Below are 13,137 nucleotides of genomic sequence, written 5' to 3'. Positions count from 1 at the left end.
GTGGTTAACGGCGCCTGCGGCGGATAATTGAGTGGTCTGGGCGCACCTGCGCGGTAAGATGGCCGGCGCCCCTTTCTTCCACCCTGTCCATGCCCGCAGAACCGACCGGCAACGCCCTAGTTCCCGACCCGCGGATGGCGCAGGCGCTGAGCCGCGACCGGCGCCGGGTGGTGCTGAGCTACCTGGCGATGGCGCTGGCCTGGATGATCTCCACCGACAGCGCGGTGCAGGCACTGGTGCCCGACCCGCAGCAGGCGGCCTTATGGCAGGGCCTGAAGGGCTCGTTCTTCGCCCTCGCCAGTGCCGGCCTGCTGTATCTGCTGCTGCGCCCGCTGGCCGAGCACGTGCTGCACACCCATGCACGCCAGCAGGCCTCGGAGCTGCGCCTGCGGCAGATGTTCGAAGGCAACCCCGGCCCGATCCTGGTCTATGACCTCGATACGCTGGCGATCCTCGATGCCAATCCGGCGGCCTGCACCGCCTTCGGCTGGGACCGTGACGAACTGCTGGAGCAGACCATCGACGCGTTGTGGCCGCCAGGCCAGGACCAGGCACTGCAGACCAAGCTGGAGGCGATCCGCGAGGCACCGGAGGAACTGTGCATCCTGCGTACCCAGCTGCAGCTGCGTGACGGCTCGCTGCGGCAGATGGAGCTGCGCTCCAACGCCATCAGCTACGACGGCCACAACGCCCGCTTGTTGATTGCCATCGACCGCACCGCCGAAGACCTGGCCCAGCTGCGCCGCGACCAGGCGCTGGCCCGGGTGGAAGAAGCCCATGAGCTGGCCCGCATCGGCGCCTGGGAGCTGGATCCGTCCACCGGGCTCGGCCGTTATTCCAACCAGGTCTACCGCCTGCTCGGTCGCCGCCCGCCCGAGGCCCGGCGCTGGCATCGCTTCGACGAACTGCTGGTGCCGGCCGACCCGGCCACCGCCACCCAGACCGAACAGCTGCTGGCTGAACTCTGCTCCGGCGATCCCGTGCACGTGGACGTGCTGCTGCCGCTGTTGTCGATGGATGGCCGCGCCTTGATGGTGCATCTGCGTGCTGCCAGCGGCATCGACGAGGCCGGCCGCAACCGCGTGCTGGGCACGCTGCAGGACGTGACCGAGCGCGAGCAGTCGCGACGCCTGCTGCGCGAGCGCGAGGAGCAGTTCCGCGAGCTGGTACGGGTACTGCCCGATGGCGTGGTGATCCTCTCCGAAGAACACGTGTTGTACGCCAATGCCTGGGCCGCCAGCCTGTTCGGCTATGGCAGCCACACCCTGCTGGGCGAGCCGCTGTCGGCACTGGTGGACAACGCCGATCTGTCCCGCGTGCGCAGCCAGCTGCGTGCCGGCCAGCCCCACTTGGGGCCCGGTCACAGCAGCGTGGTGGCGATGCAGCGCGCTGATGGCCGCAGCTTCCATGCCGGCCTGGCGGTAGGTGAAGTGCGTTATGGCGGACGCGACTGCAAGCTGCTGATCGTGCGCGACCTGAGCGATTCCGAGCGGACCCGCAGTGCACTGGAAACCAGCAACCGTGAACTGCAGGCGATGGCCGGTCGCCTGTTCTCGCTGCAGGAGGATGAACGCCGCGCGATCTCGCGCGATCTGCACGACGACATCGGCCAGGCGATCACCGCGATCAAGCTGTCCGCCTACGCAGCACAGGACGAGGATGATCCGCAGCGCCGCGCCGAGGATCTGGCGCAGATCGTCAGTCTGGCCGATACCACGGTGGCCAAGCTGCGCGACATCTCTACCCTGCTGCGCCCGCCGCAGCTCGACGCGCTGGGCCTGGAAGCAGCCTTGAGCTGGCAGGCACGGGTACTGTTCCGTTCGTCGCCGGTGGAACTGCTGGCCGAGATCGAGCCCCTGCCGCACCGTCCCGACAACAGCATCGAGCAGGCCTGCTTCCGTATCGCGCAGGAAAGCCTGACCAACGTATTGCGCCACGCCCGTGCCAGCCAGGTGCTGCTGCAGCTGCGCGATGTCGGCCAGCGCGGCCTGCACCTGCAGATCCGCGACGATGGCGAGGGTTTCGACCCCGATGGTCCGCGCGGGCTGGGCCTGATCGTGATGCGTGAGCGCGCGCAGAGCGTCGGTGGCCATGTGCGGATCGAATCCGCGCACGGCGAAGGCACGCTGATCGACGTTCACCTCCCCTACCAGGCGGCCAGCATGGCCGCCGTTGAGTCACCGGAATACTGAGCCTATGTGGAATCCCAACCAGCCCCCGGTCAGCATCGATGATGCGCCTGATCGCCTTGGCGCCGGCAACCCCGAGCTGCAGGTAATGGTCGCCGAGGCGGCCTCGGGCGGCACCGCACTGATGCTGATGCATGTCGACATCGACCACTTCGCCTCGGTCAACGAAAACATGAGCGCCGAGGTGGGTGACCAGGCACTGGCGCTGGTGGCGCAGCGGTTGCAGTCCTATCTGCGCGGGCGCGGCAAGCTGTGGCGCCACGGCAGCGATGAGTTCCTGATCGCCGTGCCACGCACCGCCGATGTGCCGCTGCCGGAGGACTTTGCCGAGGAGATCCGGCAGCAGATGGAACTGCCACTATCGGTGCTGCCGTACACGCTGTTCATGACCGGCAAGCTGGGCGTGAGCCTGTGCCCGGACCATGCCAGCAGTGCCTCGCGCCTGCTCGATCATGCCGAGGATGCGCTGTACCAGGCGGCCCGCGAAGGCGGCAACGCGGTGCGCATCCACGCCGTGGACACGCCGCCGAGCGCGCACAGCGAAAGCATCATCGCGCGCCAGATCGTCGACGCGATCCCCAACGGCGAGCTGAAACTGCGTTACCAGCCGCTGGTCAGCGCCCGTGATGGCCACGTGGTGGGCATGGAGGCGCTGCTGCGCTGGCAGTCGCCGACGCTGGGCATGCTGGTGCCGGAGCGCTTCATGCGCACCGCCGAACGGCTGGGCATCATCGTGCAGATCGGCACCTGGGTGCTGGAGGGCGCATTGAAGCAGGCCCGCCTGTGGCGCGACCAGGGCTTCGACGACTTCACCATCGCCGTGAACGTGTCGACCCTGCAGCTGCTGCGGCCCAATTTCTTCGCCGAAGTGATGGGCCTGATCCAGGCGGCAGGCGTGCCGGCGCAGATGCTGACGCTGGAGATTAACGAAAGCGCGCTGACCAACAACGTCAACTTCGTGCACGAGACGCTGGCCAACCTGCGCAACGAAGGCATCAGCCTGAGCCTGGACAATTTCGGCACCGGCGATTCCAGCCTGAGTGCGCTGGTGCGCTACCCGGTGGACAAGCTGAAGATCGACCGCAGCTTCATCAAGAGTGCGCCGGCCGGTAACCGCGAAGCGGCCATCGCCCGCGCGATCATCGCCATGGGCCACCAGCTGGGCATGACCGTGATCGCCAACGGCGTGGAATCGCAGGCGCAGCTGGGCTTCCTGCGCCGCAACGACTGCGACGTGTTCCAGGGCTACCTGTTCGGCGAACCGATGTCGGCCGATGCCGCCGGCATGACCCTGCGCCGCCGCTACCTGCGCCCGGAGGCCTTTGCCGAGACCCGTCCCGACCGCACGCTGCTGTTGCTGGACGACGAGGAGAACGTGCTGCGCTCGCTGGTGCGCCTGTTCCGCCGCGATGGCTACCGCATCCTGGCGGCCGGCAACGTGCGCGATGCGTTCGACCTGCTGGCGATCAACGACGTGCAGGTGATCCTGTCCGACCAGCGCATGAGTGACATGAGCGGCACCGAGTTCCTGGGCCGGGTGAAGATGCTGTACCCGGACACGATCCGCCTGGTGCTGTCCGGTTACACCGATCTGAACACCGTGACCGACGCGATCAACCGCGGTGCGATCTATCGCTTCCTGACCAAGCCGTGGAACGACGACGAGCTGCGCAAGCACATCCACCAGGCGTTCCGCACCTATGAGGAGCAACGCCGCAGCAACGCCGGTCCGGCGCCGGTGGAGAACGGAGATGGTGGTGAGGATCGTCCGCTGCGGTGACCCACATGTAGAGTCGAGCCATGCTCGACTACGGCGAAAAGCAGTCGAGCATGGCTCGACTCTACAGAAGCGGTCAGCGCGGCTGCTTCACCGGCAGTACCACGCGGAAGCGCGAGCCGACGCCCGGGGTGCTGTCCAGGTCGATGCGGCCATGGTGCTTGTTGATGATGCTGTAGGAGATCGACAGGCCCAGGCCGGTACCGCTACCCACCGGCTTGGTGGTGAAGAACGGATCGAAGATGCGCTGGCGCAGTTCCGGCGAGATGCCACCGCCGGTGTCCTCGAATTCGACCCACACGTGATCGCCATCAACGCCGGTGCGCACCGTGATCGTGCCGCGCTCGGCGATGGCATGGCCGGCGTTGAGCAGCAGGTTCATGTAGACCTGGTTCAACTCCGACGGCAGGCATTCCACCAGCGGTAGCTGGCCGAACTCCCGCACCAGGGTGACCTTGTACTTCAGCTCGTTCCAGATGATGTTGATGGTCGATTCCAGGCCTGCATGCAGGTCGACCAGCTTCCACGACTCGTCGCGGCCGGAATACGAGAAGTCCTTCAGGTCACGCACGATACGCGTCACCCGCTCGATGCCTTCGCGCGACTCGGCCATCAGCTGCGGCAGGTCGCGGCTGATGAAATCGATGTCCAGGCGGTCACGGATATCGTCGATTTCCGGGATCAGCGCCTTCGGGTCCGGCGCACGCAATGCGCGTTCGTAGGCTTCGATCACGGTGAACAGGCTGCGCAGGTACTCCTGCAGGCTGCCCAGGTTGGAGTGCACGTAGCCGATCGGGTTATTGATCTCGTGCGCGACGCCGGCAGCAAGCTGGCCGATCGAAGCCATCTTTTCCGACTGCAGCAGCTTCTCCTGGGTGCCGTTCAGACGCAGGTAGGCCTGGCGCAGCTCGGCGTGGCGCTGCTGGAGTTCGCGCTCGTAGTCTTCCTGCCCCTCGATATGGCGGAACAACGCCAGGAAGTGCCCCTGGCCCACCGGGCCGTGGTGATACAGATGGGCGATGACCACGCCCTCGCCCAGCGGCAGGCTGCCATTCCAGTGGCCATGCTGGCGCGCCTGCTCCAGCGCATCGGGCGGCAGCAGTTCACGCAGCCGCTGCGGTGGCGGCAGACCGCCACCCTCACCACTGGCCAGCAGGTTCTGCGCGGCCGGATTGGCCAGCGCCACCTGCCCGTCTTCAGTGAAAAGCAGCAGCCCTTCGCGCAGGCGCTCAAGCAGGGCCTGCAGCACCGGCTGTGGCGGAAGGGGGGCGGTAACCAGGGCGTTGGCAGCGGACACGGCGACTCGGGGCGTTCGAACAGGCGCCCAATATACGCGGTCACGCAGCGGGCTTCAGCCCGCTTGATGGGGTTGTGCGGCCGCCGTCGCGTCAGGCGACAGCGAGTGGGCGGCGCGCAGTGACGGTGTGCGCCTGGCCCTTGGCATCGTAGGCCGAGGCATCTTCAGTGCGACCGAGCTGGCGCAGCGCCCAGTTGACCTCGCGGCGGCGGCGCGACAGCAGTACGCCGTTGGCGCGGTTGCGCTCGGCCAGTTCCTGCAGCTGTTCGCCCTCGCCCACCGGCGGCGCGCCTTCCAGCGCACGCAGCGCCTCCAGCTTGGCGCCGGTGGCCCGGATCAGGGCGTGCACGTCGTGCTCGACCAGGGCCTGGCGTTCAACGTCCAGGGCCTGGGCAAGACGCTGCAGCGGCTCGCTCATCGCCGCAGTCATCCGTGCAGCTGCTGGTCCAGCTCGAGCATGCGCGATGCGATCGCGTCCGGATTGATCTTGTAGGTACCGTTCTGCAGTGACTCGCGCACCGCGGCCACGCGTTGGGCGTCGATCGCCGGGGCGGTGGTCAGCTCACGCTCGATGGCCTGCAGATTGGTGGCCTCGCCGGTCAGGCGCAGGCTGTCGGCCGCTTCGACCGGACGTGCTGCCGCATCGGTGCTGACGCCGGGCTTGTTGGCCGGGGTCGTCACGCTGCGCAGTGCCTGGGGGACCTGCAGGTTGCCGTCGATTTTCTGGCTCATGGGGTGTCCTGGAGTTGCCGTTCACAAGGGATAACGGCCGCAGGGCCGTGATCTTTAGGGATATTTTGCGGTAAATCAACGCGCCACGATTACGTCACCGGCGGCATCGACCGTGCCCTGCACGATCCGCCGCGAGGACAGGTTCTCTACCGAGACCCGTTCGTTTTCACCGGCATCGCCCATCGCGCGACCGGCAATGCGGACTTCGACCGAGCCGCGACGCGATACCAGGGCCACATTGTCTCCCCGCTTGATGAGACGCTGCACCACCAGATCGTTGTTCGACAGCAGGGCTCCGGCCTGCAACGGACGGCGGGCGATGCGGCCGATTGCTGCGTTGGGATCGGCCAGCACCGCACCGGCAATCCGGGCGGCGTCACGCTGGGCAGTGGTGATATCGGCAGCGGTGAGGGTTTCTCCAGTACCGATTCCGCGATTGAGCACCAGCACGGTCTGGTTGCGCCGCACCTTTACGGGCACGAACAAGCGCCAACCACCGGCATCCGGGCAGCTGACTTCGACCGTGGTGTTGGCGGTGGGCTGGACCTGCAGCGCGCCGCCACACCTGGGCAGGCGCAGCGCATCGGCCACCTGGGCCTCGCCCTCGCTGCCGGCCGGCAGCGTCGACAACGCCGCGGTGCGAATGCTGGCCACCGGCTGCCAGTCGGAGGCGGCCGCCCACGGCGAGCCCAGCGCGAGCGCGATGGCGAGTAGAGATGTGACCCGGCGCATGGCGCCTCCTGTCGAGGGGATCTGGCCCTGCTGCGTGCAAGCGGTGTGCCAGAGCACTGGCTTTGCCGCGACGAGCCCTGCTCCACCCCACAAAAGGCCGCGTGGAGCGCGCGGGCGGCAGAGCGCCCTCAAGTTCGCCCCCTGCCACGCCGATACAGCAGCCATGTCCCATGACCTGCTCAACCGGATCGACCAGCGGACCCGTCTGGCCGGCCACAATCGCCTGGCGCTGCTGCTGTTCCGTCTCGGCGGACGTCAGCTTTTTGGCGTCAATGTCTTCAAGGTGCAGGAGGTCCTGCGGCGCCCGGAGCTGTTCCAGGTGCCCGGGCTGCCCAGCCAGTTCTCCGGCGTGGCCGACGTGCGCGGCCGTTCGGTGCCAGTGCTGGACCTCGGGCTGGCGATCGGCCATCCCGAGCGCGAGCCCGATGCGGACACCTCGCCCGGCTATCTGGTCGTCACCGAATTCAACCGTTCGATCCAGGGCTTCCTGGTCAGCGGCGTGGAGCGCATCGTCAACATCGCGGTGGAAGACATCCACCCGCCGCCGGAACTGGGCGCCGAATCGAGCTACCTGACCGCGGTGACCCGCTTCCAGGGCGAGCTGATCCAGGTGATCGACGTGGAAAGCGTACTGGCCGACATCGCCCAGGTCCGTGGCGAAGCGGTGCTGGACCCGGCCATGGCAATGCCGGCCGACGGCCCGCAGCTGCAGGTGCTGGTGGTGGACGACTCGCGCGTAGCCCGCCAGCAGATCCGCAGCGTGCTGGACCAGCTGGGGGTGGGCGCCACCCTGCTTTCCGATGGCAAGCAGGCACTGGACCACCTGCTGCAGATCCATGCCTCCGGCGAGAACCCGGCCGAGCGCTACGCCATGGTCATCTCGGACATCGAGATGCCGGCCATGGACGGCTATACGCTGACGACGGAAATCCGGCGCCATCCGGGCCTGGCCGGCCTGTACGTGCTGCTGCACACCTCGCTGTCGGGCGTATTCAACAATGCGATGGTCGAGCGCGTCGGCGCCAACGCCTTCGTCGCCAAATACTCGCCTCACGAATTGGCTGACTTCGTGCTGGACCGCCTGCGCAAGGTCGCGATGGCGGCGTAGGGCCCTGTCCTGTAGAGCCGGGCCCATGCTCGGCTTGTGCGGCACCTGAACGAAATGCAGCCGAGCATGGCTCGGCTCTACCAAGACGCACCGTGCTTTGGCACACCCCTTGCAGCTTCCCGGGCAACGTTCCCGTGGGAGTGCACCGTGCGCAACCTGATTACCGACTACCTGGGCGTCCACGCCCAGGCCATGCCGTTGCGCGAACAGCGGATGAAGCTGATCGCCAGCAACCTCGGCAATGCCGACACTCCCGGCTACAAGGCCCAGGACCTAGACTTCGATGCCGCCCTGCGCCATGCCCAGGGGCAGGATGCCAACGGCCTGATGACCACCACCAACGAGCAGCACTACGAGATTAGTAGTGGCCTGAATCCGTTCCAGATCGCGCGCGACGGCGTGCAGCCCAGCCTGGACGGCAACACCGTCGATCCCGATGCCGAGCGTGCCGCCTATGGCCGCGCCGCACTCGAATACCGCGCTTCGCTCAGCTTCGTCGAGAGCAAGGTGCGTTCCATGCTGACCGCGATCACGGGGCAATAAGCCATGAGCAACCTGCCGATCTTCGATATCGCCGGCTCCGCGCTGCAGGCGCAGTCGGTGCGCATGAGCACCATCGCCTCCAACCTCTCCAACGCCGACACCGTCGCCGGTTCCGCCGACGCCGTGTACAAGCCGCTGGAGCCGATCTTCCAGGCCGTGACCAGCAAGAACGATCCGAACATCACGTCGGTGAAGGTCAAGGAGATCACCCAGAGCGAGGCCGCGCCGATCAAGCGCTATGAGCCGGGCCACCCGCTGGCCGACGGCGATGGCTACATCTACCAGCCCGACGTCGATCCGGTGGCGCAGATGGTCAACCTGATCTCGACCTCGCGCAATTACCAGGCCGGCGTGGAGATGCTGACCACCGCCAAGGAACTGGCCCTGGCCACCCTGACCATGGGCCGCTGAGGCCCGCAGCACCGGATACCGCCATGACCACCGCCGTCAACAACCAGACCAGCCAGGACGTCTATTCCGCGCTGGGCCTGAACGCTCCGAACAGCAACGCCACCAAGAAGAAGAACACGCTGGACCAGGCCGATTTCCTGCGCCTGATGACCGAGCAGCTGCAGCACCAGGATCCGCTGAAGCCGATGGACAACACGCAGATGGTTGCGCAGATGGCCCAGATGTCCACCGTGCAGGGCATCACCGATCTGAACAAGACGGTGAAGGGCTTCCAGGAGTCGATGGCCAGCGACCAGGTGCTGCGTGGCGCTGCGCTGGTCGGCCACCAGGTACTGGTGCCATCGGAAAAGCTGGTACTGGAAAAGGAAGGCAACGTTGAAGGCACGGTGGCCGCGCCCTCGGCCGGCATCATCACCGTGGACATCACCGATGCCAACGGCACCAAGGTCACTTCGCTGAGCGTTGAAGCCAAGGCCGCCGGCGAAACCGCCTTCCAGTGGGACGGCAAGGACGCCAACGGCAAGCGCATGGAACCGGGCAAGTACTCGGTCGTCGCCAACCACGTCGACACCGCCGGCAAGAGCACCAAGCTGTCCACCTACGTCCAGGCACCGGTGGAGAGCGTGACCGTCGGTTCCGACGGCCTGTACCTGAACCTCAAGGGCCTGGGCACGGCCCCGATCGACTACGTGCTCCGCGTCAGCTGAGCCGCACACCCCGTACTTATCAGGAGCATCCCATGGGCTTCAATGTCTCGCTGTCCGGCATCAATGCCGCCAATTCCGACCTGAGCGTTACTGCCAACAACGTCGCCAACGTCAACACCACCGGCTTCAAGGAATCGCGCGCCGAGTTCGCCGACCTGTTCTCGGCCACCGGCTACGGCCTGTCGAAGAACGCGGTCGGTTCGGGCGTCCGCGTCTCCAACGTCGCCCAGCAGTTCAAGCAAGGCCACAACGAACAGACCGGCCGCAGCCTGGACATGGCCATTTCCGGTGAAGGCTTCTTCACCATGAACATGAACGGCAGCCGCGTGTACTCGCGCGCGGGCAACTTCCAGACCGATCCGTCCGGCTACGTGGTCAACCCGCAGGGCGCACGCCTGCAGGTGTTCGCGCCGAATGCAGACGGCACCAACTTCGATGCCGGCCGCATGGTCGACCTGCAGCTGCTGACCACCGACAGCCCGCCGAAGCAGACCAGCGAAGTGAAGGTCGGTTTCACCCTGCCGGCCAACGCCAAGCAGCCGACGGTCACCACGTTCGACCCGACCGACTCGAACAGCTACAACCACTCCAGCGGCGGCATCACCGTGTACGACTCGCTGGGCGTCAGCCACATCCAGGTCTCGTACTTCGTGAAGGGTGCCAACCCGAACGAGTGGACTGTGCGCAACTACGTGGATGGCCAGCCGGCCGGCGCGCCGACCCCGGTCACCTTCGACAACAGCGGCAAGCTCACCGCGCCAGCCAACGGCAAGGTCAGCCTCGGCACCTTCACCCCGACCACCGGTGCGGGCGTGCTGAACATGACGCTGGATGTGAGCGGCTCGACCCAGTACGGCGAGAAGTTCGCCCTGCGCAACACCCAGCAGGACGGCTACGCCGCCGGCAAGCTCAACGAGATCACCGTGTCGGAAACCGGCGTGGTCTATGCGCGTTACTCCAACGGTGCAGACAAGCCGCTGGGCCAAGTCGCGCTGACCACCTTCAACAATCCGCAGGGACTGGAATCGAAGGGCAACAACCTGTGGGTGGACACCTTCAGTTCGGGCACGCCGCGCGCCGGCATGCCGGATACCTCCAACCTCGGCAAGATCCAGGCCGGCTCGCTGGAAGCGTCCACCGTCGACCTCACCGAGCAGCTGGTCAACATGATCACCGCGCAGCGCAACTTCCAGGCCAACGCGCAGATGATCACCACCCAGGATCAGATCACCCAGACCGTCATCAACATCCGTTGATGACGCGCTGACCTTGTCACGGAACTCCCCGCATGGATAAAGCCCTTTACGTGGCGATGACCGGTGCCCGCGCCTCCCTGCAGGCGCAGGGCACGCTCAGCCACAACCTCGCCAACTCCGACACCCCCGGCTTCAAGGAAGCGCTGGCCAACACTGAAGCCTTCCCGATCCGTGGCCCGGGCTTTGCCTCGCGGGTGGATGCGCTGCATGTCGACGCAGGGTTCAACCGCACCCCCGGCTCGCAGCACATCACTGGCAAGCCGCTGGATCTGTCCCTGCAGACCGGCACCTGGCTGGCCGTACAGTCCAGTGACGGCAGCGAGGCGTACACGCGCGGCGCGGCGCTGTCGGTCACGCCGAACGGCCAGCTGGTGACCTCCAGCGGCCGTCCGGTGCTGGATGACAACAACAACCCGATCGCCATTCCGCCCTACCAGGCGATGGAGATCGGTGCCGACGGCACGCTCTCGATCATCCCGCAGGGCGAAGGTCCGCAGACCATGGCGCAGATCGGCCGCATCAAAGTGGTGCAGGCACCGGATGAACGCCTGGAGCGTGGCCTGGATGGCCTGTTCCGCAACACCGACCCACTGCAGCCGTTCGCACCGGCACAGGGCACGGCCGTGCACAGCGGCCAGCTGGAAGGCAGCAACGTGGATGCCGCTGGTGCGCTGGTGCAGATGATCCAGCTGCAGCGCCAGTACGAAATGCAGGTGCAGGTGATCAAGCACGGCGACGAGAACGCGCGCAGCGCCAACAGCATGCTGCGCCTCGGCAGCTGACGGAATTCCGGCGCCGGCTGATGCCGGCGCTGGCACACCACTTGCACACCCGCATTCAAGGGCCGCACCACGCGGCCGGCTTCACCAGACAGGACACCGAAGATGAACCAGGCATTGTGGATCGCGAAAACCGGACTGGATGCGCAGCAGATGCGCATGTCGGTGGTTTCCAACAACCTCGCCAACACCAACACCACCGGCTTCAAGCAGGACCGTGCCAGTTTTGAAGACCTGCTATACCAGCAGGTGCGCCAGCCCGGCGGCTCCTCGTCGGCGCAGACGCAGCTGCCGACCGGCCTGCAGTTGGGTACCGGCGTGCGCGTGGTTGCCACCGCCAAGAATTTTGAACAGGGCGGCCAGCAGCAGACCGGCCGCGCCCTGGACGTTATGGTCAATGGCCGCGGCTTCTTCGAGGTTCAGATGCCTGATGGCAGCTCGGCCTACACCCGTGATGGCTCGTTCAAGATCAACCAGGACAGCGAGCTGGTCACCAACAGCGGCTACCCGGTGCAGCCGGGCATCCAGATTCCCGAAGGCGCGCAGTCGGTGACCATCGGTACCGACGGCACCATCAGCGTAAAGATGGCCGACGGTGCGGCGTCGGTGGAAGTGGGCGCGCTGACCCTGACCGACTTCGTCAATCCGGCTGGCCTGCAGGCTCGCGGCGAGAACCTGTTCCTGGAGACCACCGCTTCCGGTCCGGCACAGAACGGCAACCCCGGGCTCAACGGCCTCGGCACCGTGGTGCAGGGCGCGCTGGAAGGCAGCAACGTCAACGTGGTGGAAGAGCTGGTGTCGATGATCGAAACCCAGCGCGCCTACGAAATGAACGCCAAGGCGATCTCCACCACCGATTCGATGCTCGGCTACCTCAACAACAAGCTCTGACCGGCCAAACCGGGAAACTGCCATGTCGCCCATTTCCAACTTCGCCCGCACTGCCCTCGCCTGCGCCGTGGCCGCCCTGCTCGGTGGCTGCGTGATCGCCGGCGACGTGCGTCCCTACCCGACGATGGCACCGATCCAGCCGATCATGCCGCCGCAGGCACAGCCGACCGCGGGTGCCATCTATGCCGCCGGCCCGACCCTGCAGCTGTATTCGGACCGCCGCGCACGCGATGTTGGCGACCTGCTGACCATCACCCTGCTGGAAAACACCACCGCGCAAACCAGTGCGAATACCGCAACCAACAAGGAATCGAACCTGAGCCTGGGCACGCCGTCCATTCTCGGCGCGCCGGTCACCCTCGGCGGCAAGGACATCCTGAGTGCCACGGCCAAGGGCGCGCGTGACTTCACCGGCAAGGGCAACAGCGCGCAGAGCAACCGCCTGCAGGGCAGCGTCACGGTCACCGTGGTCCAACGCCTGCCCAACGGCAACCTGGTGGTACAGGGACAGAAGAACCTGCGGCTGAACCAGGGTGATGAACTGGTGCAGGTGCAGGGCATCGTCCGCCCAGGCGACATCAGCCAGGACAACACCATTCCGTCCAGCCGCGTGGCCGAGGCCCGCATCGTCTACGGCGGCCGCGGCCCGGTCGCGCAGTCCAACGCGATGGGCTGGCTGAGCCGCTTCTTCAACTCCGGCCTGACGCCGTTCTGA

The 13,137-nt window shown here is 66.4% G+C and carries 14 protein-coding genes; 10 read left to right on the top strand and 4 right to left on the bottom strand.

The window, feature by feature from the left end:
* Window positions 1-89: 89 nt before the first annotated feature.
* Both AC13FN_RS07160 and AC13FN_RS07155 read left to right on the top strand, forming a co-directional pair.
* On the top strand, window positions 90-2,192 hold the full coding sequence (locus AC13FN_RS07160; RefSeq protein WP_430369950.1) for a sensor histidine kinase: 2,103 nt from the start codon (window positions 90-92) through the stop codon (window positions 2,190-2,192).
* Window positions 2,193-2,196: 4 nt separating this feature from the next.
* Window positions 2,197-3,969, top strand: a complete 1,773-nt coding sequence (locus AC13FN_RS07155; RefSeq protein WP_043395614.1) for an EAL domain-containing protein — start codon at window positions 2,197-2,199, stop codon at window positions 3,967-3,969.
* Between the two features lie 73 nt (window positions 3,970-4,042).
* On the opposite strand, the gene AC13FN_RS07150 is transcribed toward AC13FN_RS07155, so the two are convergent.
* The 4 genes from AC13FN_RS07150 to flgA all read right to left on the bottom strand — a co-directional run bounded on the left by AC13FN_RS07150 (window position 4,043) and on the right by flgA (window position 6,727).
* Window positions 4,043-5,263 (bottom strand): ATP-binding protein, encoded by a 1,221-nt coding sequence (locus tag AC13FN_RS07150; RefSeq protein WP_019337422.1) that lies wholly within the window; start codon window positions 5,261-5,263, stop codon window positions 4,043-4,045.
* 91 nt (window positions 5,264-5,354) lie between these two features.
* Entirely contained in the window at window positions 5,355-5,693 is a 339-nt protein-coding gene (locus AC13FN_RS07145; protein ID WP_010485882.1) for a flagella protein, read from the bottom strand.
* Entirely contained in the window at window positions 5,690-5,995 is a 306-nt protein-coding gene (gene flgM / locus AC13FN_RS07140) for a flagellar biosynthesis anti-sigma factor FlgM (protein ID WP_019337421.1), read from the bottom strand. The genes AC13FN_RS07145 and flgM overlap by 4 nt, the downstream gene beginning before the upstream one ends.
* Window positions 5,996-6,070: 75 nt before the next feature.
* Window positions 6,071-6,727, bottom strand: coding sequence for a flagellar basal body P-ring formation chaperone FlgA (flgA, locus tag AC13FN_RS07135; RefSeq protein WP_401743478.1), 657 nt, complete (start codon window positions 6,725-6,727; stop codon window positions 6,071-6,073).
* A 163-nt stretch (window positions 6,728-6,890) separates the two neighbouring features.
* Here flgA and AC13FN_RS07130 point away from each other — a divergent pair, with 163 nt between their 5' ends.
* The 8 genes from AC13FN_RS07130 (at window position 6,891) to flgH (ending at window position 13,137) form a co-directional block, all read left to right on the top strand.
* Window positions 6,891-7,835, top strand: coding sequence for a chemotaxis protein (locus AC13FN_RS07130; RefSeq protein WP_049436370.1), 945 nt, complete (start codon window positions 6,891-6,893; stop codon window positions 7,833-7,835).
* A gap of 147 nt (window positions 7,836-7,982) precedes the next feature.
* Entirely contained in the window at window positions 7,983-8,378 is a 396-nt protein-coding gene (gene flgB / locus AC13FN_RS07125) for a flagellar basal body rod protein FlgB (RefSeq protein WP_010485889.1), read from the top strand.
* 3 nt (window positions 8,379-8,381) lie between these two features.
* Window positions 8,382-8,789 (top strand): flagellar basal body rod protein FlgC, encoded by a 408-nt coding sequence (gene flgC, locus AC13FN_RS07120; RefSeq protein WP_010485892.1) that lies wholly within the window; start codon window positions 8,382-8,384, stop codon window positions 8,787-8,789.
* A gap of 23 nt (window positions 8,790-8,812) precedes the next feature.
* A complete protein-coding gene (locus AC13FN_RS07115; protein WP_049436369.1) occupies window positions 8,813-9,496 on the top strand; it encodes a flagellar hook assembly protein FlgD in 684 nt (227 codons plus the stop codon).
* Window positions 9,497-9,528: 32 nt separating this feature from the next.
* Window positions 9,529-10,752: a flagellar hook protein FlgE gene (gene flgE / locus AC13FN_RS07110; RefSeq protein WP_482984514.1), complete on the top strand. Its 1,224-nt coding sequence runs from the start codon at window positions 9,529-9,531 to the stop codon at window positions 10,750-10,752.
* A 32-nt stretch (window positions 10,753-10,784) separates the two neighbouring features.
* Window positions 10,785-11,534: a flagellar basal body rod protein FlgF gene (locus tag AC13FN_RS07105; RefSeq protein ID WP_032127377.1), complete on the top strand. Its 750-nt coding sequence runs from the start codon at window positions 10,785-10,787 to the stop codon at window positions 11,532-11,534.
* A 102-nt stretch (window positions 11,535-11,636) separates the two neighbouring features.
* Window positions 11,637-12,422 carry a flagellar basal-body rod protein FlgG gene (flgG, locus tag AC13FN_RS07100; RefSeq protein WP_005409571.1) on the top strand — a complete coding sequence of 262 codons (786 nt, stop codon included), beginning with the start codon at window positions 11,637-11,639 and terminating at the stop codon, window positions 12,420-12,422.
* A 22-nt stretch (window positions 12,423-12,444) separates the two neighbouring features.
* Window positions 12,445-13,137 (top strand): flagellar basal body L-ring protein FlgH, encoded by a 693-nt coding sequence (gene flgH / locus AC13FN_RS07095; protein ID WP_010485899.1) that lies wholly within the window; start codon window positions 12,445-12,447, stop codon window positions 13,135-13,137.

The sequence above is a fragment of the Stenotrophomonas sp. 115C5 genome (genome assembly GCF_056861055.1).
This window is presented reverse-complemented; position numbering and strand designations above follow the sequence as displayed.